Raw genomic sequence first — 23,826 nt, forward strand, 5'->3', positions numbered from 1 at the left:
AAGGTGCTTTAGAAGAGAGACGGGCGGGCCGAGGCTCCCAGCAGCGTGTTGCTGATGGAGGCGGTGGTGTGATGGCCTTCGTTGCCTCCCCATGAGAAGAGGAGATAGACGACGGGCAGGCCGCCGGCGTGGACGGTGAGGCCTGCGGTGAAGGTGTGCCGGAGATGGTCGAAAGAGATATCGTCGCGGTTCATGCCCACCTTGGCCTCGTCGATGGAGAAGAGAAAGCCTGCGGGTAGTTTGCCGAGGGAGTGCTCGAAGGTCTCGCGCAGCAGGAGAAGGTTGGGTGCGCGGAAGCGATAGTCAGGGTAGCTCGCGAGGATAGGCTGACCATTGAGGTCGGAGCCGCCGATGGTGGGATCGAAGTAGAAGGGGACGACGCTTCCGGCGTTAGCGATAGAGCCGGTCATGAAGAGACGAACAGCTATAGATCCTTCGAGATTTTGCGTGAGCGAGATGTGTGGGCAGGCGGTGGTACTGGAACTGGTGGAACAGCTATCGGGGCCGTTCTGATCGTTGGCTGCGGTAAGGCGGACGTTGCGATAGAGGGGGAACTCGTGGCCGAAGTCCGCGTTCCAGCGACGGAAGGAGTAGTGCGAGTCGGACAGCGCAACGAATTGCTGGAACTGGAGGAGGTAGTTGAGGCGGAGAGTATCGCGGAAGAGCGAGGGACGAATGCGGAGTCCTTCTCCGGCTTGGAGAAAGGCGGGCTGACGAGTGAGGCCGGGGGCGGTGGACTCGTTGTAGAGAATAGCGATGGAGGGGCTGGACTCTCCGTTGTTGCTGCGTAGTTGGGGGACGCGGCCATTAAGTTCACCGACGAGTGAGATGCCGGTTTTGCCTGCGAGGGGAAGGATAGCGCTGGCTCCTGCGATGGTTTGCGTGAGGCCGAAGGCGCTTCGATCGGCGGGAAGTGTGTTGGGGCCAAGGCCGTAGAAGTAGATGCGGTTGAGCGAGGTGGTTTCGGCGTAGAGGTTGAAGAGTGGTGCGGTGCGGTAGAGAGGGTTGGTGTTCTTTGAAGGGCCAGCGACTACGATGATCTTTCCGCCGGGTTGGCGAAAGGCTTTCATATAAGCTCCGGCGCGCCAGGAGCCGTTGCCGCTGCCTACGGCATCGAGATCCCAGTTGAGGCGCCACTCGTTCGCATAGTCTTTGTGCTCGACAAAGGCGAGGCCCGCCGCGGTGCCATTTTGTGGCGCGAGGCTGCCGACGGCGATGTGCATGGGCTGTCCGGTAACAAGAGTCTCGGCGCAGTTGGCGAGGCTTCCGAAGTTGAAGGTCTTGCAGGATTGGAGCTGCTCGCCTTCGCGGCGGAAATCGGAGTGGATGCGGCCTTCGTTGCCGGACTGCGATTGTGCGGGCAGCACGGCGAGTATCAGCGCGGCAAGTAGGAGTGGACGCGTAAGGTTGGTCATGACTTTTTCTTCGCGTGTTTTTTAGTGTCTGACTTCTTTGAAGCCGAAGCGGCGATGGCGACTCGGTTCGATTGGCGAGTGGACTTGGCAGGAACGGGTATTGCAGATCTTGTCTCGGGAGCAGTATCCGGCCTTGGCGATGAAACAACGCGTATGGGTGCAGGCGTTGGTTGCGCGGCTGAAGCGCGGTCGCGAAGGGCAGCGGTCATCTCGGAAATGTACTGGGATGCTACGGCCTCGGTCGTCAGATCGTGAGGGAGAAATTTTGTGGGCAGCGTGATCTTCAGTTTGTGTTCGAGATGCTGAAAATGCTTGATCTGCGACTTGATAAGGTCTGAGATCGGACGGTTCTTTCGGAATGCTTCTGGAGGGGGCCCGGGGACGCGAATGGTGGCCATGGCGGCTCCTATGGGTTATCCGAGTTGGAAGCTGGGGCAGTCGTCGTCGCTGCGCATGGTGTCGAGCGAGAGTTGGTCGAGGAAGGTGTTGGCAACTTTCTCGCGAGGAGAACGAGCGTCGTAGGGGCCGATGAAGAAGTCGGTAACAGTGGCAGGGATGGAGGCGTGTTCGAAGACGTCGTTGATGACGCCCCCTTTTTGTACCCAGGGAGAGACGAGGATAGCAGGGACGCGGACGCCGAGGCGGTCGAAGTGGAAGGCGTCGAGTGTGCCGGTGTCTGCGGGTTGGGCGACGAAGCCATCGGGAGTGCAGGGGGGTGGAGGAACGTGATCGTAGATGCCGCCGTGCTCGTCGTAGACGATGAGAATTGCGGTGTTGGGCCAGAGGTTGGGATTGCTGCGGATCTTGTTGTAGACGGTGGCGATGAACTGTTCGCCGGCGCGAACGTCGTGGTCGGGGTGCTGGTCGCAGGCGATGGCTTCGCCGCTGCCGTCGGGTGCGTCGTGGTCGGTGTAGTTGGGCTCAATGAAGCAGTAATCGGGGAGCGCGTTATCGTCGCAGGCACGGAGGAAGTCGGGGAATGTGCCGAAGAGACTGGGCTCATTTTGCAGGAGATTGACGACCTCCATGGTGGAGCTCGCCTGGTCGTAATAGAAGAGTTTGACGGTGTGGTTGGCAGCGAGCAGGCGGTCGTAGATGCTCGGGTATTGTTTGCCGACGTAGAAGAGATCCATGCTGACCTGGCCGAAGGAGGTGCCATAGTGCGCGAAGGCGCGGTTGCAGATGGTGGGGCCGGGGATGGAGGCGAACCAGCGGTTGAAAACAGCGTATTCGGTGGCGAGGGTAGTAAGGACAGGCAGCTTGTCGGGCGTAAAGTAGTAGAGAATTTTTTGTGAGTGTGCCACATTCTGCTGCTGGGTGTAGTAGCTTCGCACGAAGCCCTGCATGGTTGGCGGAAGTGGCGGGCCCTGCGCGGGATCGCCGAAGATCTGCAGGTTGACGGCTGCGAAGTGATGATTGGGGTCGGGATCAAGCTGGCTTTGATATTCGGCTTGCGGCAGCACGGGAACTTGAGCTCCGGTGGTGTCGGGATTGGTTTCTTTGCCGGTGAGTCCGTCGATAGACGGATATTGCGCTTTGAGCGCGCCGAGCATGTGGTCGAAGGAGCGGTTCTCCATCATGAGAACCACGACATGCTTAAGTTGCTGGATTCCGGGTTTTGATCTGTCTGGAGTCATTCCCGTGTCCTCGCTGATTTTTGGTGAGGGTAAGTATGCGGGGTAAATGAAGCGATGTCTATCAAAATCGTAGACAGTGGCGTCGAAAGAAAGACCTGGGGCGATATTTTTGCATCTGAAAGGTATGACAGGAGATTTTGATCGAAGAGAGAGAAGCGCGTGAGCGATAGTAAAGATAAGCGCAAGCGTGGGGTGTGGGGATGGATTGCTGTCTCTGGATTGATCCTTGTTATTGCCCTGGTAATCGTTGCAGATGTAATGCTGCATCGCGCGAACCCTATTTTGAAGGGCCGCGTTGTAGAGACCCTAAGTACGCAGTTCAAGAGCCGGGTGGAGCTGGACAAGTTTCAGGTTTCGGTCTTGCGCGGGCTCGAGGTCTCCGGTGATGGGTTGCGAATCTATCCTCCTGACGATGTGGTTGCGGCAGGTGCAACGAAGCCTCTGATTTCGTTGAATCATTTTTCGTTTCATGCGCCATTATCAGGATTGTTTATCAAGCCAATGCATGTTGGGACGGTGCATGTGAGCGGTATGGCCATTAATATTCCGCCGCGCGAGATGCGCCAGCAGGCACAGGGGCTGGGGCCGAAGCGAAAGATGGGAAAGATCAAGATTGTGGTGGAGAAGATCGTCATCGATGATTCGAAGTTGGTAATCGGAACTGCGAAGCCAAACAAAGATCCAAAGGAGTTCGAGTTAAAGCAGATTGTGATGCTCGATGTTGGACCGGAGCGCCCGTGGAGCTACGATGCGACGCTGGTGAATGCGGTTCCGAAGGGAGATATTCATGCAGAGGGAACGTTTGGGCCATGGAATGTGGAGGGCCCGGGAGACTCGATGGTGACGGGTCACTATACGTTCGATCATGCGGAGTTGAATACGATCAAAGGTATCAGCGGGATGCTCTCTTCGGTGGGCGACTTCAAAGGTCAGCTTGACCGAATTGAAGTAGATGGGACGACGGAGACGCCAAATTTTTCGTTGGATACGGCTAATCACGGGATGCCTCTGCATACAAAGTTTCATGCAATCGTAGATGGCCTGAGCGGTGACACCTATTTGCAGCCGGTGGAGGCAAAGCTGGGTGGATCGGAGTTTTCGTGCAACGGTGCCATTGTGAATGTGAAGGGTAAGGGGCACATTATCGATCTGGATGTAAATGTACCGAATGGACGAATTCAAGACTTCCTGCAGCTCGCGGTAAAGACGGTGCCGCCAGTGATGACAGGGCAAGTGACGATGAAGGCGAAGCTGCACATTCGTCCGGGGAAAGAGAGTGTCTCGCAGAAACTGGGATTGCAAGGTGGATTTTCGCTGCGTCAGATCCATTTCACAAATCCAGAGGTGGAAGACAAGGTGGACATGCTGAGCCTACGCGCGCAGGGCGATCCGAAGGATGCGAAGCCGGGTGCCGCGGATGTTCATTCGCAGATGCAAGGTGAGTTTGTGATGGGAGAAGGAAAGCTCCATCTCTCGAATCTGCTGTATACGCTGCCGGGTGGAAAGGTGCAGTTGAGCGGCGTGTACTCGCTCGATGGAGAGCAGTTTGATCTTACCGGGACGGTGCAGACGGAGGCGAAGCTTTCGCAGATGGTGGCTACGAGGTGGAAGTCATGGCTGCTGAAGCCGGTCGATCCGTTCTTCAGTAACAACGGTGTCGGGACGAATATCCCGGTAAAGATAACCGGTACGAAAGGTGCGCCGAAGTTTGGATTGGACTTCGGTCATAAAGATAAGAAGGGGAAAGATAAACAATAATGTCTGATGGTTAATTATTGCCGGCCTGGTCTTCCATCGCGGGCTCCATCGGATTTTGCATAATGCCCAGATCGATGTAGATGGGGCGCATGACGCGGCGGATGGCTTTGAGCTGAGTGGTGAACCAGGTAGCTCCGATGATGCAGAAGGTTCCGGTGATCATGACGGCGTGTGGAGCGCCGACACGGTGGGCAAGGAACCCCGCGAGAAGGCTGCCGAAGGGAGCCATGCCGACAAATGCCATGGTGTAGTAGCTCATGACACGTCCACGCTTGTCCTCGGGGACGAGGGTTTGGATGACGGTATTGCTGGCGGCAAGGCCCTGCATCATTCCGAAACCGACGACGAGCATGAGCAGGAGCGAGAGAGCCAGATGGTGGGAGAGTCCGAAGAGGATGAGGCCACTGCCAAAGAGGAAGGCGGAGATCTGGATCATCGTGGTGAGACCGCGGACCGATTTTCTAAGAGCTAAAGAGATGGCGGAGATAAGCGCACCTACGCCCGATGCTCCCATGAGATAGCCGAGAGTGTGCGGTCCGCCATGCAACACCTGCGAGGCGAAGATGGGCATAAGGACGATGAAGGGCATGCCCATAAGGCTGATCAGTGCGAACAGGGTGAGGATGGTGCGGATGGGGCTGAAGTCAGTGACGTAGGACCATCCTTCTTTGAGCTGCTCGAACATCGATGTTGCGGCGCGTTTAATCGTTGATGCAGGTACCTGCATCATAAGCAGAGAGACAACGACAGCGATGTAGCTGAACCCATCGATGGCAAAACAATAGCCTTCGCCTACGGCCGCAATGACGAGGCCGGCGAGTGCCGGGCCGATGAGTCGTGCCGTGTTGACCATAGACGAGTTGAGGGCGATGGCGTTGCCCAGGTCCTGTTTATCTTCCACCATCTGGACGAGGAAGGATTGGCGGCCGGGCATGTCGAAGGCATTGATGAGTCCCTGGAAGGCACTAAGGGCGATGATCTCGTGGATGGTGATGACCTTGGCTAGTGTAAGCGCGGCCATGATGAGGGATTGAATGCCGGCAAGTACCTGCGTCCAGACGAGGAGGTTGCGGCGGTTGAGGCGGTCGACGAGCACACCGGCAAAGGGTGCGAGGAGGAAGGTGGGGATCTGTCCGGCAAAGCCGACTACGCCAAGAAGGAGTGCGGAACCGCTGAGCCTGTAGACAAGCCAGCTGGTGGCGATGCGCGTCATCCAGGTGCCGATGAGAGAGATGCTCTGGCCCGTGAAGAAGAGTCGGAAGTTGCGATGGCGCAGCGCTCGCCATGCGTGGGCGTAGCGGCTGGTTTTGGAAGGCACTGTTTCTGTGGTATTCGCCATGCTTAAGGTTAGATGTTCTGGCGAGCTTGGCGGATCATGTCGACGAGAGCGGTTCGCGTTTCGCCGGGTGTGCGCACCTCGTTAGGAAAATTAATGCGAGTGCCTTTCATGCCTTCAGCGGTTTTGAGACGGAGATGGAAGCCGAGACGATCGACAGCAGTCATGGTGGCCTCCGCGGCTTCGAGTTGGGAGTGAGTGCGGGCAAGAAGGATCATTGCTTCGACGTGGTCGGCATTCATATGAGCGAGGATGCCCTGCGCTGAGTCGGCAAGAGGATCAGGTGCAGCGAGAGCATAGTCGGATGCTGTGATCCAGCCCATGACGCCGAAGCCGCCAACGTAGTAGAGATCGAGGATGTCCATGCGGAAGAAGGAGAAGTCGGCGAAGTCGACCCAGTAGCGGGAGTTTTCGTGGCGAGCGAGATAGACCTCACGAACATTGGATTTATCTTCGTCGGGAACTTGCAGGATGTTGCCGATGAGTGTGGCGCGAGCGGCGCCGAGCGGATCGCCGTCGGCTGAGGGTTGGGTGACAAACAGGCTCGCGCGCGGATCGGCCTTGAGGTTCTGTGTGTGCATGGCCATGTTGCTAATGAGGAAGAGAGGGCGGCCTGCGTCGTCAAGCGCATAAGGCATGAGCGAGCCAAAGGGGAAGCCGGGCTGCTTGCGCGAGAGGGTGGACAGTGTTGCAAGAGCATTGAGGTGAAGGAGAGTGCGTGTGCGTTCGGCGTGTGTGGGCTCGGGGACGACGGGAAGCGCGGGGCCGCTATAGGCGTGTTGGGGACGTGTAGACATGAAGACCATTCCGGTTGCGAGGTCAATGTTTTGCTCCAGGACTTTAGAGCTTGTATTTAGAGTATCGCCTTGTGTGGCATTATCGTTTGCGTCTGGCGTAGCGCGCTGTGCTCTCGATGAGAATGAGAGCCAGTCCAGCGAAGAAAATGAGTGCGACGATGGCGGGCGAGAGATCAAGGCGGGATATGATCCAGCCTATGAGGCCGAGCCAGATGAGGATGGCGAGTGCAAACGCACCGTCGTCGACGAAGAGCCCGTAGATCTCACGAAGGATGGTTTTGATCCACTTCATGATCGCTCCCCGATGGGTGCAGAGGATTTTGATTGACTGCGGCAGAGGGGAACCATCACCAGAGCGATGGCTAGATAGGCAGCGATAAGCGCGAGGATTGACCAGTCATCTGCGGGCCATGCGAGATGCATGCCTTCGCCAACCCAGAAGGTCCCGAAGGCGGAGAGCAGAACACCGACGATGAATTTGAGCGTGTTTTCGGGGACACGGGCGAGCGGGCGATGCAGGATGAGACCGAATGCGATGACTGTAAGGAGAGCAGCCACGGCTCCGAGGCTGGCAGGGAAGAGCGTTCCGGTGCGGCCTGCCCCAATGGCGATAACGATGAAGACGACTTCGGTGCCTTCAAGCATAGTGATGTTGAAGGCGGCGGCGAAGGCTATCTTGTCCCATGCTGTGCGGCCTGTGCCGAGGTTCCGCATGGCTTCGGAGTTTTTTGCGAAGGCAGCCTCCTCGTCGTGAAGAGGAATGAGCCCGGCGGAGCGAAGGATGGCCTTGCGCAGCCAGCGTAGGCCGAAGAGCAACAATAGCGTGCCTACGACGAATTGGATGATGGGCAAAGGAATGCGGGTGAGCGCGGTTCCAAGTGCAGTAACGATGATGAGAAGTACCGCGATGGCTGTGGCAGCACCAACCAGTGCGGAGCGCCAGCCGCGTACGCTGCCCACGGCGAGAATGACCGTGAGGGCTTCGACGCACTCCACCAGTGATGCGAGGAAGGAGGCGACGATCGACGTTCCTGTGTGTGCCCAGCCGATGTCCATGATCTCTATGTTAGTGGACGGTCTTCATGCGGCGAGACATGAAGTCCATGAGAAGGTAGTTGCCAAGGTTTTCCGGGCTAGTGAAATAGGCCTTGCCGCGGCACATCGCTGAGACCTTTTGAACGAACTGGACGAGAGAGAAGTCGCTGGCGAGCATGAAGGTATTGATCATGATGTTGCTGCGCTTGCAACGACTGACCTCTTGCAGGGTTTCTTCGATGACGAGAGGATCGAGGCCGAAGGCATTTTTGTAGATACGACCGTCGGCAAGAGTAAGCGCGCTGGGTTTGCCGTCGGTGATCATGACGATCTGCTTCATGTCCTTGGTCTGACGGGCGAGGATACGTTGAGCAAGGCGCAGACCTTCACGTGTGTTGGTATAGTGTGGGCCGACCTTGACGCGGGAGAGTTGCGAGACCGGAATCTCTTCGGCGGAGTCGTGGAAGAGAACGAGGTTGAGTGTGTCGCCGGGGAATTGAGTGCGAATGAGGTGGGCTAGCGCCATGGCGACGCGCTTGGCAGGAGTGAAGCGATCTTCGCCGTAGAGGATCATCGAGTGCGAGCAATCGAGCAGGACGACGGTAGCGCAGCTCGACGTGTAGTCGGCCTGCTGGACGTGGAGATCGCTGTACTCAATGTTGAGGGGCGTGTTCTCTTCGCCTTCGACGGCGGTACGAATGCCCTCGCGGGCGAAGACGCTGGAGAGCGTGGCGGTAAGGTCGAGGTTGAGCGTGTCGCCGAACTCGTAGAGCTTACTGCTGCCGTTGGTCTCGACGCCTGCGGCCTCGTGGCGGGTATCGTGACGGCCGAGGTTGGATTTGCCGAGCGGCCCGAGGAGTTCGCGCAAGGCTTTATAACCAAGGAAGTCCATGGCCTTGTCAGTGACCTCGAAGCGCGCTTCGCCGTTGCCTTCGCCTTGTTGGCCCTGGCCTTGTTCGGGCATCTCGGCGTTGATGAAATTCTGCTCCTGCATCTTCTGAATAATTTGATCGACTAATTCTTCGACCTGATCGGCATCGAGCTGATCGAACTTCTCCTGTGCCTCTTCGTCGAAGATGTCGCCGGATTCAAGGGCTTGTTTGATGGCGTCGCGCAGGTTGTCGAGTGTCTGGTCGTTGAACTCCTGGAACTGCGAGTAAGGGTCGTTGAAACCTGAGTCGAGCAGAAAATCGGAGAGGGCCTGCATGAGGTCTTCTAGCCCGAAGCTGGAAGATAGATCGCCGGTGAACTTGGTATAGCGGATGCGCTTCATAGGGCTGCCTACCAGTTTAGACGCGCTGCGATGGGCCGCGGTCGCTCAATTTGCATCGCCTGTAGTTTCTATGCGCGCGTGCCTGCCATAACGGCGAAGCGATTGTCTTTGAACCAGCAATCGGCATCGGCGAAACCTGCATCTCGGAGCCAGAGGAGTTGGTCGGCGACGGTGGCGCAGCGGTCTTCCTGCTGGCGGAAAAGAGATGCGGTGATCTGTGGCTCGGTGGCTCCGGCGGCGCGGACTTGCTGAAGCCAAAGGGCCTTGTAGCGTTCTTCAAGCGCGGGCGTGGGGCCGGCAACCTGTTCGGCATTGATGAAGACGCCGTTGGGCAGCAGGGACGCATAGATCTTTTTGAAGATGGCGCGTTTGTCGGCGTTGTCGAGATGGTGGATGGAGAGCGAGGAGACGACGGCACAGAGCTTATCCGGCAGAGGCTCGGTGACGTAGTTCGCGTGCTGATACGTGATATTGCGATCGTTCCCGAGACGGTCGCCCGCGAGCGAGAGCATGGGCGTGGAGAAGTCAATGAGGTGAATGCGTGCGTTGGGGAAGCGATTGCGAATCAGGATCGTGAGCAAACCGGAGCCTGCGCCGAGATCGACAATGTTCTTCGCGCCGGCAGGAATAAGGTCGATTGCCCAGCGATAAAAAGTATCGCAGCCGGGAATAAGGCGGGAGCGATCGGCATCGTAGGTGGAAGCGGTGGCGTCGAAGACAGCTTTTGTGCGATTGATCATTAATTGCTCCTTGGAAAGAGCATAAGACATTTGAATGATGTTTTTAATTTATATAACTATTATGAATAGTTGTATTTGCGCTTCCTTGTGGAGGGAGGTCACTGTACGCCAAGTTAGCGGGGTAGGCCTGCGATGACGGTGGTGCTGCCGCCGATGCGTGTGGCAAAGGTTGGCTGTTCGAGGCCTTTCTGAATAGATGCAGGCATCGGGGCGGAATTGGTGTAATGCGAGTAGAACTCTGCGAAGGCGAAAAAGTCAGGACCGTCATCTAGTAGTTGCGTATCGGGAGTGTAGGCCTTGATGATTGCAGGGTTTGTCAGGGCGCTGCCGAGGAAGTCTACGGCGTCATGTATGGTGCGGCCTGTGGGCGAGCGGTACTCGTAGAGGGGAACATGCTGCCGTTCTGCAAAGGATGCGAGCGGAGTGAGGGGTTGCAGCGCGAAGGACTGATAGTGGATGGCGCGCTCATGACGGCGCATCTCCTGCGGAAAGGCGCCGCGCTGGTCCAGCTCGTTGATGGCTTGCTTATAGACGCCGACGCCCCAGTTGAAGAGGCTGTCGTCGGAGGAGATGACGCCGGTTGACACGGCGGCAAGTCCGCGCCAGTAGTGGTGATTATTTGTTTGTTTGCCGGCCTTGTCGAAGTCCATGGTGCGGTGAGCAACTTTGTTCATCCACTGGATGTCGCGCTTCACAACTGCCTGATCGAGTGATGGCTCATTGACGAGAACGGACTCGCTGGTGGCGATGGCGCTGAGTGTCCATTCCACTTGATACCAGGCCTGCGAACTTTCCTGTGGTGTGTAGTCGAGCAGTGCGCCAGCCTGTGCCCATGCGTCGATCTGCTGCTGTGCGCACTGTGCCTCGTTTTTGTCGGAGGTCACCAGCCACTGGTTCATACCGGCAGTGACGCGCTTCTCAAAGTGTCCGTAGATGCGCGTGACTGGTGCCTCCGCAGGGTTGATGGGACCATGTCCTCCGCTGAGATAGTGCGGCGGGATAATCATGCGGCCTGTGGGAGCAGGCACCTCAGGTAGTTTGGTGCAGAAGCTGAGGGAGGCAATGGCCTTTGCTATATGGGGATCGGCGTTGTGTGCCAACTGCGCGTGACGCTGCTGCACGTCGATATAAGAGGCTTTGGGATTGGTGACGTGATCTGCGGCGAATGCGAATGAGCATGCGAGCGCGAGAGTAATGACAGCGCACATTCTTACAGAATTGGCAGACATACGGTTCCTATCCTGATTGCAGGTGTGAGGAGTGATTGAATCAGAGTTAGTTGAAGCCGCGGCGGGTGCGGTTTTTGGCGGCGAAGTCCAGTTCCTTTTCGCGCTCGCGCATCTTCTCGGCGTAATCGATGGCCTGGTCGTTGCGCGACTTCTTTTCGGCGGCACTGAAGACGCGCTCTTCTGCGCGGCTGATGCGTTTGTGGGCGTACATGCCTTCGAGCAGAAATTCGGCGGCGCTCACGGCTACTTCGGGTTTGGTCTTCGCGTTGATCTGTAACGGTGAGAGCTTTTCGAAGAGTCCCTGGATCTGCTGTAGTTCGGCGAGTGATCCGGCGGCGGGCTGCGAGTCGTTGAGCTGAACAGTGCCGCCGAGGTTGAACCATTGCTCGATCTGCTGGGTGTTAGTAGCGGCGAAGTACTGGTCGAAGACGCTGGCGACACTGGTGCGAATAATCTCGCGGATGACGGCGTCGGCTCCGCGCATCTCGCCTTCGTACTCCAGCTCGACCTTGCCGGTGATGCCGGGGAGCGCGGCGTAGATATCGCCTACGCGGGGAACGGTGAGGTTCTCGTCATGGAGCAGGGCGCGGCGTTCGGCGTTCGATATGACGAGCTCCATGGTGGTGATGGGCAGGCGCTGCGAGACGCCGCTGCGCTTGTCGACCTTTTTATCTTCGCGGGCGGAGAAGGCGATCTGCTCGACGATCTGGCGGATGTAGTGAGGGATTTCGATACTGCTGGCGGGGCGATTCGACCAGGCTTCCTGCGTGGTGATGGCGATAGCTTCGTCGATCGACTCGGGATAGTGAGTGCGAATCTCGCTGCCGATGCGGTCTTTGAGCGGTGTGACGATCTTGCCGCGAGCGGTGTAATCCTCGGGGTTGGCGCTGAAGACGATGGCTACGTCGAGAGGCAGGCGAACAGGGTAGCCCTTAATCTGTACGTCGCCTTCCTGCATGATGTTGAAGAGCGCGACCTGAATCTTCCCGGCGAGGTCGGGGACTTCGTTGATGGCGAAGATGCCGCGATTGGCGCGGGGCAGAAGACCGTAGTGCATGGTCAGCTCGGAGCCGAGGTCCTGATTGCTGCGTGCGGCCTTGATGGGGTCGATGTCGCCGACGAGATCGGCTACGGTAACGTCTGGGGTGGCCAGTTTTTCGACGAAGCGGTCGTTGGGCGTCAGCCACGCGATAGGCGTTTCGTCACCGAGTCTGGCGATGAGGTCGCGAGCAAACTTCGAGATGGGCGCATAGGGATTGTCGCGGGTTTCGGCACCGGCAACGTAGGGGCAGGCTGGGTCGAGGAGGGTGGTGAGCGAGCGCAGGATGCGGGACTTGGCCTGTCCGCGAAGGCCCAGCAGGATGAAGTTGTGTTTGCTGAGGACCGCATTGACGATCTGCGGAACTACGGTGTCTTCGTAGCCGACGATGCCGGGAAAGAGGGGCTCTGGATTTTCTTTGCTGCGGGCGCTTGTGCGGAGCTTGGCGATGAGGTTCTCGCGGAGCTCGTCTTTGACGCTGCGGGCGAGGCGTTCAGGGGTGAATTCTGATTTGCGGAGTTGGCCGAGTGTGGTGGGGAGTGCGGTCGCCATGTCTAAGTATAGATGTTTGACTAGGGCAGAGGGTTCGGGCTCTCGTCTGCCATTGTCGCTTCGAATTTGTGGCTTAGGAGATCTCGTCGCGCAGGGCTTCCATCTCGGCGAGAGCGTGCTGATTGCCTGTGCGGTTAGCGGCGGCGATGCCTTCGTGGAGCCGTGTGGCGGCTTCTTCAGTGCGGCCTAGCTTGACCAGGGTTTGTGCGGACATCTGGTAGGCAGGAACGTAGTCGGGGTTGTGGCTGATAAGGATGTTGAATTCGGTGAGGGCCGTATCGGTATTGCCTTCGGCGGCGTAGGCCATAGCGAGACCGTAGCGGGTGAAGGCGTCGGTGGGGTTCTGCTCAAGGATCTGGGTGAAGAGGGCGATCTTGTCCATGGCTTTATGGTGCGGTGTTTGGCGGGGGCTTGGCAAATGGACGCTCAGTTCGACTAAGGCGTTTCCGACTGAAGTCAGAGCAGCGCGAGCCTGCGGCGGTTAGACTTATATGTAATGAGCGATACGGTTTTAGAGCGAACGGTGGAAGAGTCGCAGTCGGAGCGCAGCGAGATTGTCTTTCCGGCAGATGCGAATGCGCTGGGCAATCTGTTCGGCGGACGGCTGATGCAGTTTATCGATCTGGTGGGAGCGATGGCGGCGAGCCGTCATGCAAGGGCAATTACGGTGACAGCCTCGATGGACCACCTCGATTTTGTGGCTCCCGTGCGCGTGGGTGATCTGCTGATTCTGAAGGCGAGCGTGAACCGTGCCTTCAAGACCAGCATGGAGGTTGGCGTGCGCGCCATGGTGGAAGACATTCGCGAGCAGCGGTTGCGGCATGTCTCTTCGGCCTACCTGACCTATGTGGCTGTGGACAAGGATGGCAAAGGCATCCTGGTGCCGAAGGTAGTGCCGGTGACGGAGCACCAGAAGCGACGATATGAAGACGCTGGCCGTCGGCGCGAGATGCGCGGCGAAGAGACGATGCGTAAGCGCGAGATGAGGATGGCTCTAGGTGAGGGCTGGCATCTCTGATAGACGTTAGCGCCGGTGCGATAAAAATTTAGCGGTTTCGGAATAGGAGAACGTAATGGGACACATGGGAGCAGGAGCACCGCAGGGGCCGCAGCCGTTGCCGGGAGTGGAGTATGTCGTTGCCGTTGGCAGCGGCAAGGGTGGAGTCGGCAAGACGACGGTAGCGGTGAATCTGGCAGTTTCGCTGGGCAAGCTGGGGTATAAGGTTGGGCTGATTGACGCCGACATCTATGGGCCGAATGTGCCGATGATGCTGGGCGTGACGCGGCAGCCGAACATCGTCGGGGAGAACCGGATTGAGCCGATCCTCTCACACGGGGTGAAGTTCATCTCGGTGGGATTGATCTCGCCGGGCGACAAGCCGATGGTGATGCGCGGGCCGATGCTGCACCAGATCATCCGCCAGTTCTTGCAGCAGGTGGAGTGGGGCGAGTTGGACTTTCTGATCGTCGATCTTCCTCCGGGAACAGGCGACGTGGTGATCTCACTGGTGCAGACGGTTCCTCTGACCGGGGCTGTGGTGGTTTCAACCGGCTCGGGCGTGGCGTTGCAGGACGCACGCAAGGCACTGGAGATGTTTCATCAGGTGAAGGTCGAGGTGATGGGGCTGGTCGAGAACATGTCGCAGATGACGCTGCCGAGCGGAGAGGTCATCGACGTCTTTGGTGCGGGCGGAACGGAGCGCACGGCGGCGCAGTTTGGGCTGGATTTTCTGGGAGCCGTCGATCTTGATCCTTCGATCCGCGAAGGCGGCGATAAGGGGTTGCCTATTACGCTTGCCGGGCCGGATTCGGCCAAGGCGAAGGCGTTCTACGAGGTGGCGAAGAAGGTCGTGGCCAAGGCTCAGGAGATTGCCGACAGCAGTGAGGATGTGCTCGAAATCAGCTAAGGAAAAATAGTTGAAAAAGCGGGCCGTAGTGTGTGGAGTTGACGGCCAGCGTAGAGTTAAAGGTATCGGGAGGATAGCTGGAATGGCGGATGCGGAGCGAGTGACGGCGCGGCAGCGAGCCATTCTGACGGCTGTCGTCGAGAGCTACATCGAGACTGGCGAGCCGGTTGGCTCGGGAACGATCGCGCGATTACAGATGGGCGATGTTTCGGGCATAAGCTCGGCCACGATTCGCAATGAGATGGCTGAGTTGGCCGAAGCGGGGCTGCTGGAGCAGCCGCACACTTCGGCCGGCCGAGTGCCGACGGCGCGGGCGTTTCGCATGTATGTGGAGCAATTAAGCGGCGGCGCGAATCCCAGGGTGAACCCAAGAATTGATGCGGCGCGGCTTCCGGCACGGTCGCGGCGGCAGATCGATTCGAGCTTTATAGGATTGGCCGGAGTGCAGGCAGTGCTGGAGCGGACATCGCATGTACTGGCGACGCTTTCGAGCGGCGTGGGAGTGGCCATCGCCGCTGCAGCGGATGGTGACATGCTGGAGCATGTGCATTTTTCACGGCTGGCTCCGGCGCGGGTGCTGGCAGTTGTCGTGACTCGCAGCGGAACGGTGCGCGACCGCGTATTAGCGCTCGATCGGGACCTTACGCTGCGTGAGCTGGAGATAGCGGCGAACTTTCTGAATGAGAACTTTCGCGGATGGAGCGTGGAACGGGTTCGCTCCGAGATTGCGCGGATGCTGGAGCAGGAGCGAAGCGAGTACCAGCGGCTGCTGAATTCCGTGCAGCAGCTCTGGACGAAGGCGGTGCCGGAGAGCGACGTTCCAGTGCAGACGGTCTACGTTGAGGGTGTGGCCAATCTGTTGGGCAGCCAAAGCGTAGGCAGCTATGAAGATCGTGAGCGGTTGCGCGAGGTACTGGCGGCGCTCGAGGCGAAGCAGCGGCTGGTTGAGCTGTTGAATGCCTATATCGATGCCCGACAGGAGAGTGTCCGCGTAGTCTTCGATCTGGAAGAGCAGGCCCCGGAGATGGCGGGGCTGGTACTGATTGCGGCACCGGCGCGTATGGGTGGTGAGAGCCGGGGAACGGTGGGTGTCATCGGCCCGAAACGGATGCACTATGAGAACACGATGAACGCGGTGGGCTATATTGCACAGGTATTTGATCGGATGCTGCATCCAATAGAGTGATAGCTTTCCGCTGGTGGGGTGGACAATGACCGTGGAACGGCAGTGGGATCGACTCGCGCGATGGGTCCGAATGGGCAACAATAGAAGAGGTAACGATATGAGGAGACACGAACACATGCAAGACGAGATGACGGTGGAAGGTGTGCAGGAAGGCGATGTTGCGCCTGGCACGACGCCTGAGCCGATAAGCGAGACGAGTGTCGCGCACGCGGAACTGGAGCTGGTGAAGGGAGAACGCGACCAGTTGATCGACCGGCTGGCTCGACTGCAGGCGGAATTTGATAATGCCCGCAAGCGCGAGGCGAAAGAGCGTGCCGACGCCCGGGATTATGTGATTTCCAATACGGTTGAGCCGTTTCTGGGTGTGATGGACAACTTTCAGTTGGCACTGAAGGCCGATGGTACGGTTGAACAGCTTCGGGGTGGTGTAGAGCTGATTCTAAAGCAGATGGAAGACGCTCTGAAGGGATTAAATGTAGTTCCGGTCGAGACAGTCGGGACGCAATTCGACCCCCGGGTCCACGAAGCTTTGGGCAGCATTGAAACTAAAGAGTTTCCCGATCATCAGGTACTAGAAGAGATTCGGCGGGGGTACAAGATCCGCGAGAAGTTGCTGCGGCCTGCGCTGGTGAGAATTGCCGCGAACGCGGATCAGGTTGCTGACTAAAGCGCATCGACGAAGGCGCAACCTGCAAGGTTATAGAAGAGAGACTGTGGAATGAGTGCGACGGAAAACGTGACAAAAGTTGATTTTTACGAAGTGTTGAGTGTTTCTCGGGACGCGAACGATCAGGAGCTGAAGACGGCTTATCGGAAGTTGGCGATGCAGTATCATCCCGACCGTAACCCGGACGATCCCACGGCGGAAGAGAAGTTCAAAGAGTGCAGCGAGGCTTACCAGGTTCTGAGCGATCCGGAGAAGCGCGCTGCCTATGATCGTTATGGCCATGCAGCGTTCAGTGGCGGCGGTCCAGGCGGTGGAAATCCGTTTGCCGGCGCGCAGGACATTGGAGATATCTTCGGCGATCTATTCGGCGAGATGTTCAACATGGGTGGCAGCGGCAACCGCAAGGCCTCGCGGGTTCAGCGCGGGCGCGATCTGCGCTACGACCTGACCCTGGAGTTCGAGGAGGCGGTCTTCGGTAAGGAGAAGGAGATCACTATCCGCCGAATGGAGACCTGCATCGACTGCAAGGGCTCGGGCGCAGCCAAGGGCAAGGCTCCGGTGACCTGTACGCAGTGTGGTGGACGCGGCCAGCAGAGGTTTCAGCAGGGATTCTTTTCCGTGGCCCGGACGTGTTCGGTCTGCGGCGGTACAGGTACGCTGATTGTCGATCCGTGCCAGACTTGCCGGGGTGAGACAAGGGTGCAGTCGGAGCACACCATTCTCGTCAAGGTTCCGGCTGGCGTAGAGCAGGATACGAGGATTCGCTATCAGGGCGAGGGCGAGGCTGGGAAGTTTGCCGGGCCGGCGGGCGATCTTTATGTCGTGCTGAACGTGAAGGCGCACAAGTTCTTCGAGCGCGAAGGCGACGATCTGCATTGCGTCATGCCGATCTCATTTCCGCAGGCTGCTCTGGGGACGGAGCTGGAGATTCAGACCCTTGAAGGGGAGGCCACCATCAAGATCCCTGAGGGCACGCAGAGCGGCAAGGAGTTCAAGCTGCGCGGCAAGGGCGTGCCGCACCTGAATTCGCATGGCAAGGGCGATCTGATCGTCGAGATTCGTGTGCAGACACCGGGCAAGCTGAGCAAGCAGCAGAAGGAGTTGCTGCGGCAGTTGAGCGAGACGATGGTGGTGGAGAACACGCCAACTTCGCGCGGCCTGTTCGACAAGGTCAAGGAGATGTTCAGCTAGACCTATTACATTGACCCTGGATTATCCCGGAGAAGAGGTGGTTTAAAGTCCACTTTGAATCCGGAATAGTTCAGGGTCATTAATTTGTAAGTCAGGCCATGCAGGATGACGCGATTGCGATAGCGGCAATGGCTGCGGTTTCGGCGCGAAGGATGCGAGGGCCAAGAGTTACGGATGTCCAGTTGTGAGTGGCGAAGAAGGCCATCTCTTCGGGAGTCCAACCGCCTTCGGGGCCTATGGCTAGAGCGACGGACTCATAACCCGTAGGTCCAACGGATGCGAGTGCTGCGGCCAGCGGGGTGGCCTGCTCGGTCTCGCTGAGCAGGATGCGGGTTAGGCTTTGTTCTTGTTCGAGGGCAGCTTTCAGCGTGATTGGAGCGGCGATCTCGGGGATATCGGTGCGACGGGACTGCTTTGAGGCCTCAAGTGCGATGCGGCGCCAGCGTTCGGCCCGTTTGGGGGCGGCGAGAGTAAGGTGCTTCTCGCTTCGTCGCGCCAGGACTGGGGTGATGTGAGCTACACCTAGTTCTGTCGCCTTTTCGATGGCCCACTCCATGTGGTCGAACTTGAAGACGGCCAGCAGCAGGCGGAGAGGAAGCGCGGCGTCGGCTTCGAGCTCTTCGTGGAGGGTGAAGAGGACTTCCTGGTCGGAGACGCTGGTGATCTCGGCGCGATGAAGAAAGCCTCCGGCCACGACGTCGAAGATCTGACCGGGTTCGGCGCGGAGTACGCGGGCGAGATGGGCGGCCTGATCGCCGGTGAGGGAAGCTGTGGTTGGGGTCCAGGTGTCGGCGATCCAGCGGCGTCGGGTCATTCGTTAATTATTACCGATGGCCTGAATGATTACTGATCGAAGTTGGTAGAGACAGTCTTGGTATTGAAGGGAATGGCGATAGGGAAGGCTCCGCCGTGGTAGAGGTCCACGTTGAGGATGGCGGATTTGCGATGGTTCCAGACGTCCAGCGTGATGGGAAACTGGAGGAGAACCATGCCTTCAACCGATGTGCCGGGTGAGATAAGGGTTTCGCGGCGGAGCGGAGGGGAAGCGAGTGGCTTGAGCCCGGGGAAGCTCGTGTAGATGTTAGGCAGATCCTTAACCTCGGCAGCGCTGGTGGTGATCTGCTGATCGTCGGCGGTGGTGAGGGTGGCCGTGAAGTCTTTGAGGAAGAGCGGAAGGTGTAGCGGGTCGTCGACGCGCAGATTGGCGAGCACGTAGAGGTTATCTTCGGCCTTATCGCTGCCTACGACGTGGGTGTCGGACTTGAAGACAGTATGCGTCGGGTAGATCGCCGTGTGAGTAATGGTGAGGTCCACGGCCTGGCCTGGGGTGTGCCGAATGACAAGCGCGATGATAATACCGAGCAGAAGGAATGCAATCAGTACCGGAGCAAGCAGGTTTCGATGTGCGTGTTGTTCAAATTTTAAGTCGCTCACTCGATTGAGGATAGCAAGGGAAAATGCTGTCGAGAAAGATTTTTTGGGTGCGTCAACTACACTAAAGTATGTATACCTCGAAACCGCGTAGAAATCGTTTTACTGGACGGCGTACTCGTCGAGCAGAACGCTGATCAGGGCAGCCGTCGGAACGGCGACGAGAGCTCCCACGATACCGGCCAAAGCCGTTCCGCAGAGCAGAGCGATCAGTACAGTCAGTCCCATCAAATTAACGCTGGAGCGCATGATGCGCGGGGTGAGGAACGCGTTCTCGACGTTGACGTAGATTGCGTAGAAGATCAGGACTCCCGCCATCTTGGTCCACGAGTCCAGGGCGGCGACGCCGGCTGCGAGGACGATGGTGATCACTCCGCCGGCGATGGGGATGATATTGAACAGGCCCATCAGAACACCCAATAGAAGGAAGTAGCGGACGTGGAGAATGCCGAAGACGATGGTGCTGGAGATGCCCAGGATGAGCATGAGCAGTCCCTGGCCGAAGAGCCACTTGCTGATCTTCAGATCGGCTCTTTGCAGAGTATTGTCGAGGCGAGCGCGCTGTTGATAGGGAAATAGTGAGAGAAAAAAGCGGTAAGCATATTCGCCCTCCAGCATGAAGTAGATGCAGAGAAAGGCAGCCGTAAGGATATCGAAGACATGCGAGAGCCAGGCGGGCAGCGAGGTGAAGATATAGCTGGCAGTCTCGGTGAGCGCGCCTTCCGCGCGCTGGATCATGGAATCGACGTTGAACTTGGTGGCGAAGGGAAGCTTGTTGATGCGTTCGACGGTCGCTGGAATGCGCTGGGGAAGCTCGGTTGAAAACTCCTTGAGGTCGCGCAGCACCGGCGGCAGGCCGAAGGTCAAAAAGAGGGTGAGCGCAAGAATGGCTCCGGCGATAAGAAGGATGAGAGCCACTACGCGCGAGGGATGGTAGCCGCGAAGATTCAGCTTGGTGATGCTGGTGACAACCGGAGTCAGCACGACTGCAAAGAGGGCGCTGACGTAGATGATCTCCAGCTCTTTGAGCAGGTGCCAGGCCAGATAGAGGGCAAGCAGGATGCCGATGCAAAAAAGTATGTGACCGCGTACAGCTTTGCGGGATTCTTTGTTGCCGGGATCAAGATCAGGCGTCGAGGTGGCCAGCGTTATTCTCCTGGGGTGCTGACAGAGTTGGATGCAAATAGTCTGCGCGCAGCGGTTCAAAGGCGATAGTGCGGAGTTTGATTCAGCGCAGCGATCAGAAAGTCGACGGTCTCCTCTGGCGTAATGGAGGTGGTGTCGATGGTGAGGTGGGCAAGGCGGACGTAGAGCGGATGGCGGGCAGCAAAGCGGAGTTGGGCTGCATCCGGATCGGCCAGCACTGGCCGCGAGAGGCCCTGCATGATGCAGCGGTCGAACAGGACCGGGAAGGGGGCATCAAGGAAGACGGTGAAGGTTGCCGGTGTCTGCTCCAGCAGCAGGCGGTTGGTGAGGCCTTCGGGAGTACCGCCGCCGAGTGCGAGGACCGTATTGGAATGGGCGAGCGCGGAGGCGAGTGCAGTGGATTCGAGACGGCGGAAGCGGGCCTCGCCGTGACGCTCGAAGAGCTGGGGAATGGTGGCACCGGTGCGTTGCTCAAGGTGCGTGTCGAGATCGAGAAAGGTCCAGCCGAGACGCGAGGCGAGGGTGCGGCCGATGGTGGACTTGCCTGCTCCCATGAATCCGGTGAGAACCAGACGTCGAAGATGCGGCGGGATCGTAGGCGTGATGGCGGGTTTCGTCCCGGTTTCGGTCAGTATCTCTGGCTGCTTGGTTGTCATGGTTCTCCTTTAGTTTAGTTCGGTCTGGTTGGGTAGCAAACATGCAAAAGCCGCGATCTTTGGGGATCGCGGCTCGGGAAGTTCGAAGACTCTGAAGGGGTGTCTGGTTCAGAGAGTCATGCGAGGATTCCGCGTGGCCGCAATCACGGGCCAGTAGCGGAAGCTAAAAAAGACGGACTGTAAGCCGCTCGACATGATCAGTTCACCATACACGGGCATTGGAATGGTTGCAAGAACTACCTCTGACTTTTGGGGAGGTACTCCCCTCCCTATACCTAGTCAGTAAAGTATCTGAAATCAAGACTTTATCGGGAAGGTGTTCGTTAAAGTCTTGTATCGAGGTGAGTTATGGGCAAAGTCTTGTTTCTAAAAGATTTAGGCCCAACACGAATGCTGGGCCTGACATGAAAAACTCTATGCTTTTAAGTGTAACGAATGGAGTGAAACTAATTTGCAGATTGCCCGGTTTTACCTTTGGACGTATAAATCGTTTGATTGCAATGCTTTAGTGGTCCAAGACGAAGTGCTGCCGCGCTTTCGGGTCTTGACAGCAAACTAAGACGGTTCTGAATGGTTATTTCGGCCGGTGAGAGTCCGCGTGGACACGTTCCGAGTCCATGCCTTCCTGAATCCTCTTCCAGACATTGTCGCTTGGTTCAAGGGTGGGTTGCAGCAGAAGACTGGCTTGATCGGCGATGTATTGAAGGTCCCGGACGAGGGCCGAACAGTTTTCGCAGGTCTTCAGGTGTTCGACGAGGTCGGGATCTTCGGGAACGCCGTTGCCTCCGGAGGCAAAGAGATCGGGGAGCTGCTCTTGAAACTCGGCGCAGGAGAGATGGGCGTGTGGCTTTGAATTGGAATTCTGCGAAGTCATTGAGCGGCCTCCTTGAGGCCCGCTTGCTGGATAGACTGTTCGGGTTGACGAAGCAGTTCGCGTAGCTTGAGTCGTGCCTTATGTAGCTGGGATTTACTGTTTCCGGTAGAGCATTCGAGCATGGTGGCAATCTCATTATGCTCGAAGCCTTCGACGTCGTGGAGAATGAATACCATGCGGTAGCCGGGCGGTAACGAGGCCACGGCACGCTCGAGCGCGACGCGATCGACGGAGCCTGCGAGCTGCGGGTCGCGGCTGCCGAAGTCACGCTTGGGTGCGTCGTCTTCCGATGGGTTGATCGTCTCTTCGAGGGAGACGAGGTTCAAGCCCTTTTTGCGCAGATGCATCAGGACGAGGTTGACGGTGAGGCGATGCAGCCAGGTGGAGAAAGCCGACTCGCCGCGAAAGCTGCCGATCTTGCGGAAGAGGTGGAGGAACGCCTCCTGGGTCATGTCTTCGGCTTCGGAGACATTGCCGAGCATGCGCAGGCAAAGGGTATAGACGCGGCGCTTGTGAAGCGCGTAGAGCTTCGAAAACGCCTCAGCGTCTCCTGACTTGGCGCTTTCGATTGCTTCGGCTTCCCCGGCAATCGGAGGATTTCGTTTGAACAGGCTGGGCCCGGGCTTCGTCTCAGTCATTCGTAGGCCTTGTTGCTCCATGAGGGTTGAACTCCATGTTTGTGCATCGCTTCGTCATCGCCTGCCTGAAGCTTATCGCAAACGGAGGGATTTTCAGGTTCCTAAGGTTTGAGGAAGAACGCGGCAGAAAGGTTGTGTGCCCCCTTTAAACAGACGGATTTCAAAGGAGTTCGCGAGCGTTTCGGCTACGTGCTGTCATGACCCGATGAAGCGCGCATAAAGTGAGCGGGCGAGGGTTACATCGGTTGTGCCCTGGATGATGGCTCGGCCATCGGCGAAGAGTGTGAGGGTATGAGGGGCGCGTTCGAAGCGGAGCAGCAGATTGTTGAAGCGAACCTGTCCGTGAGGTGAGAGACGATCGCGCATGGCGGCAAAGTCGACGGGGCGATGATGCTCGTGGATCTGGACGGAGTTGCGCCCGCAGAGTGTGATGTGGGGACGGCCTTCGCCGGCGAGATGGCTGAACACGCGCTGACCGCAGACGATGCAGTCTGGATTGGGCTGGCGGGTCGATATCTCGGAGCGCTCGTTCGTCCACAGGTCGAAAGATAGTAAAGACCGGCGCATGAGGTTGGACTGGCCGGTGAGGAATTTGAGGGCTTCGGTGACCTGGATGGAGGCTGCGAGATTGACGGCTGTGGCGAGGATGCCGGAGGTATCGCAGGTCTCGACCGGACCGGTAGGCGGTTTGGGAAAGATGCAGGCGAGGCATGCCGTGGGATCGGGTGATGCGCTGCCGGGCAGGATATTCATTGTGGCAGCGTAAGCGCCAATGGCGGCAGCGTAGACCCACGGCTTCGATTGCTGAACTGCGTAGTCGTTTATGAGATAACGGGTCTCGAAGTTGTCTGTGGCATCGAGGATGAGGTCTGCGGAGCCAAGGAGTTCTGCGATATTGGCGGGTACGAGATCGGCGATGCGAGCGTGGACGACGACACCGGAGTTGAAGAGCGCGATCTTGCGGCGAGCGGCCTCGGCCTTGGGCAGCGATTCGAGCGCGTCTGCCTCGTCGAAGAGCACCTGGCGCTGGAGGTTTGATGGCTCGACGAAGTCGCGGTCGATGAGCGTGAGCGAGCCTACACCGGCGCGGGCGAGGAGCGATGCGGTAGCGGCTCCGGTGGCTCCCACGCCGATGATTGCGACATGAGCCGAAGCGAGCTTTTGCTGACCTGATGCGCCGATGCCGGAAAAGAGAATCTGACGGGAGTAGCGGTCTTCGTTGGAGATGGCCGTAGAGGGAATCAGGGGAGCGACGGGCTGAAGGGAAGACTCGGGCATGATCAAAGCGATGCACGCTAAAATGGCGTGCTCTTTCGTAG

Annotated in this window: 25 protein-coding genes; 7 read left to right on the forward strand and 18 right to left on the reverse strand. The window is 58.1% G+C overall.

From position 1 onward, the window contains the following. Positions 1–8: 8 nt before the first annotated feature. On the reverse strand, positions 9–1,415 hold the full coding sequence (locus IEW09_RS12355) for a hypothetical protein (RefSeq protein WP_188554539.1): 1,407 nt from the start codon (positions 1,413–1,415) through the stop codon (positions 9–11). A gap of 24 nt (positions 1,416–1,439) precedes the next feature. Here IEW09_RS12355 and IEW09_RS12360 point away from each other — a divergent pair, with 24 nt between their 5' ends. Beyond that, positions 1,440–1,670 (forward strand): hypothetical protein, encoded by a 231-nt coding sequence (locus IEW09_RS12360; protein WP_188554540.1) that lies wholly within the window; start codon positions 1,440–1,442, stop codon positions 1,668–1,670. Positions 1,671–1,828: 158 nt separating this feature from the next. Here IEW09_RS12360 and IEW09_RS12365 read toward each other — a convergent pair whose 3' ends face one another. Further along, positions 1,829–3,052, reverse strand: a complete 1,224-nt coding sequence (locus IEW09_RS12365; protein ID WP_188554541.1) for an alkaline phosphatase family protein — start codon at positions 3,050–3,052, stop codon at positions 1,829–1,831. Positions 3,053–3,211: 159 nt separating this feature from the next. On the opposite strand from IEW09_RS12365, the gene IEW09_RS12370 reads away from it, so the two are divergent. Next, positions 3,212–4,810: an AsmA family protein gene (locus tag IEW09_RS12370; RefSeq protein WP_229739280.1), complete on the forward strand. Its 1,599-nt coding sequence runs from the start codon at positions 3,212–3,214 to the stop codon at positions 4,808–4,810. Between the two features lie 10 nt (positions 4,811–4,820). Here IEW09_RS12370 and IEW09_RS12375 read toward each other — a convergent pair whose 3' ends face one another. From IEW09_RS12375 to IEW09_RS12415, 9 genes are all read right to left on the reverse strand, one after another. After that, on the reverse strand, positions 4,821–6,149 hold the full coding sequence (locus IEW09_RS12375; RefSeq protein ID WP_188554542.1) for an MFS transporter: 1,329 nt from the start codon (positions 6,147–6,149) through the stop codon (positions 4,821–4,823). Positions 6,150–6,157: 8 nt separating this feature from the next. After that, positions 6,158–6,943 carry a HugZ family pyridoxamine 5'-phosphate oxidase gene (locus tag IEW09_RS12380; protein ID WP_229739281.1) on the reverse strand — a complete coding sequence of 262 codons (786 nt, stop codon included), beginning with the start codon at positions 6,941–6,943 and terminating at the stop codon, positions 6,158–6,160. A 79-nt stretch (positions 6,944–7,022) separates the two neighbouring features. After that, entirely contained in the window at positions 7,023–7,235 is a 213-nt protein-coding gene (locus tag IEW09_RS12385; RefSeq protein ID WP_188554544.1) for a hypothetical protein, read from the reverse strand. Continuing rightward, a complete protein-coding gene (locus IEW09_RS12390) occupies positions 7,232–7,999 on the reverse strand; it encodes a COG4280 domain-containing protein (protein WP_188554545.1) in 768 nt (255 codons plus the stop codon). The genes IEW09_RS12385 and IEW09_RS12390 overlap by 4 nt, the downstream gene beginning before the upstream one ends. 10 nt (positions 8,000–8,009) lie before the next feature. Continuing rightward, on the reverse strand, positions 8,010–9,251 hold the full coding sequence (locus tag IEW09_RS12395; RefSeq protein ID WP_188554546.1) for a vWA domain-containing protein: 1,242 nt from the start codon (positions 9,249–9,251) through the stop codon (positions 8,010–8,012). A 68-nt stretch (positions 9,252–9,319) separates the two neighbouring features. Further along, positions 9,320–9,991 carry a class I SAM-dependent methyltransferase gene (locus IEW09_RS12400; RefSeq protein WP_188554547.1) on the reverse strand — a complete coding sequence of 224 codons (672 nt, stop codon included), beginning with the start codon at positions 9,989–9,991 and terminating at the stop codon, positions 9,320–9,322. 113 nt (positions 9,992–10,104) lie between these two features. Continuing rightward, a complete protein-coding gene (locus IEW09_RS12405) occupies positions 10,105–11,220 on the reverse strand; it encodes an alginate lyase family protein (RefSeq protein ID WP_229739282.1) in 1,116 nt (371 codons plus the stop codon). A gap of 46 nt (positions 11,221–11,266) precedes the next feature. Continuing rightward, a complete protein-coding gene (locus IEW09_RS12410; RefSeq protein WP_188554548.1) occupies positions 11,267–12,811 on the reverse strand; it encodes a sigma 54-interacting transcriptional regulator in 1,545 nt (514 codons plus the stop codon). Positions 12,812–12,884: 73 nt separating this feature from the next. Further along, complete coding sequence (locus IEW09_RS12415; RefSeq protein WP_188554549.1) at positions 12,885–13,193, reverse strand: tetratricopeptide repeat protein; 309 nt, start codon at positions 13,191–13,193, stop codon at positions 12,885–12,887. Between the two features lie 114 nt (positions 13,194–13,307). Here IEW09_RS12415 and IEW09_RS12420 point away from each other — a divergent pair, with 114 nt between their 5' ends. The 5 genes from IEW09_RS12420 to dnaJ all read left to right on the forward strand — a co-directional run bounded on the left by IEW09_RS12420 (position 13,308) and on the right by dnaJ (position 17,762). Further along, positions 13,308–13,829 carry an acyl-CoA thioesterase gene (locus IEW09_RS12420; protein ID WP_188554550.1) on the forward strand — a complete coding sequence of 174 codons (522 nt, stop codon included), beginning with the start codon at positions 13,308–13,310 and terminating at the stop codon, positions 13,827–13,829. A 55-nt stretch (positions 13,830–13,884) separates the two neighbouring features. Beyond that, the gene (locus IEW09_RS12425) at positions 13,885–14,718 is read left to right on the forward strand and encodes an Mrp/NBP35 family ATP-binding protein (protein WP_188554551.1); all 834 of its coding nucleotides are present in this window, start codon (positions 13,885–13,887) and stop codon (positions 14,716–14,718) included. An 82-nt stretch (positions 14,719–14,800) separates the two neighbouring features. Next, positions 14,801–15,904: a heat-inducible transcriptional repressor HrcA gene (gene hrcA / locus IEW09_RS12430; protein ID WP_188554552.1), complete on the forward strand. Its 1,104-nt coding sequence runs from the start codon at positions 14,801–14,803 to the stop codon at positions 15,902–15,904. A gap of 97 nt (positions 15,905–16,001) precedes the next feature. Then, a complete protein-coding gene (locus IEW09_RS12435; RefSeq protein ID WP_188554553.1) occupies positions 16,002–16,571 on the forward strand; it encodes a nucleotide exchange factor GrpE in 570 nt (189 codons plus the stop codon). Positions 16,572–16,622: 51 nt separating this feature from the next. Beyond that, positions 16,623–17,762: a molecular chaperone DnaJ gene (gene dnaJ, locus IEW09_RS12440; protein WP_188554554.1), complete on the forward strand. Its 1,140-nt coding sequence runs from the start codon at positions 16,623–16,625 to the stop codon at positions 17,760–17,762. Between the two features lie 91 nt (positions 17,763–17,853). Here dnaJ and IEW09_RS12445 read toward each other — a convergent pair whose 3' ends face one another. From IEW09_RS12445 to IEW09_RS12475, 7 genes are all read right to left on the reverse strand, one after another. Next, entirely contained in the window at positions 17,854–18,576 is a 723-nt protein-coding gene (locus tag IEW09_RS12445; RefSeq protein ID WP_188554555.1) for an RsmE family RNA methyltransferase, read from the reverse strand. 29 nt (positions 18,577–18,605) lie between these two features. Next, positions 18,606–19,196, reverse strand: a complete 591-nt coding sequence (locus IEW09_RS12450) for a hypothetical protein (protein WP_188554556.1) — start codon at positions 19,194–19,196, stop codon at positions 18,606–18,608. A gap of 99 nt (positions 19,197–19,295) precedes the next feature. Next, a complete protein-coding gene (locus tag IEW09_RS12455; protein WP_229739284.1) occupies positions 19,296–20,399 on the reverse strand; it encodes an AI-2E family transporter in 1,104 nt (367 codons plus the stop codon). Then, positions 20,396–20,995, reverse strand: a complete 600-nt coding sequence (locus IEW09_RS12460; protein ID WP_188554557.1) for a shikimate kinase — start codon at positions 20,993–20,995, stop codon at positions 20,396–20,398. Before IEW09_RS12460 ends, IEW09_RS12455 begins: the two co-directional genes overlap by 4 nt. A gap of 574 nt (positions 20,996–21,569) precedes the next feature. Further along, positions 21,570–21,869: a hypothetical protein gene (locus tag IEW09_RS12465; protein ID WP_188554558.1), complete on the reverse strand. Its 300-nt coding sequence runs from the start codon at positions 21,867–21,869 to the stop codon at positions 21,570–21,572. Next, complete coding sequence (locus IEW09_RS12470) at positions 21,866–22,507, reverse strand: RNA polymerase sigma factor (protein WP_229739285.1); 642 nt, start codon at positions 22,505–22,507, stop codon at positions 21,866–21,868. Before IEW09_RS12470 ends, IEW09_RS12465 begins: the two co-directional genes overlap by 4 nt. A gap of 195 nt (positions 22,508–22,702) precedes the next feature. Next, on the reverse strand, positions 22,703–23,785 hold the full coding sequence (locus IEW09_RS12475; RefSeq protein ID WP_188554560.1) for a ThiF family adenylyltransferase: 1,083 nt from the start codon (positions 23,783–23,785) through the stop codon (positions 22,703–22,705). Positions 23,786–23,826 lie beyond the last annotated feature (41 nt).

The sequence above is a fragment of the Edaphobacter dinghuensis genome, assembly GCF_014640335.1.
GTDB classification, from domain to species: domain Bacteria; phylum Acidobacteriota; class Terriglobia; order Terriglobales; family Acidobacteriaceae; genus Edaphobacter; species Edaphobacter dinghuensis.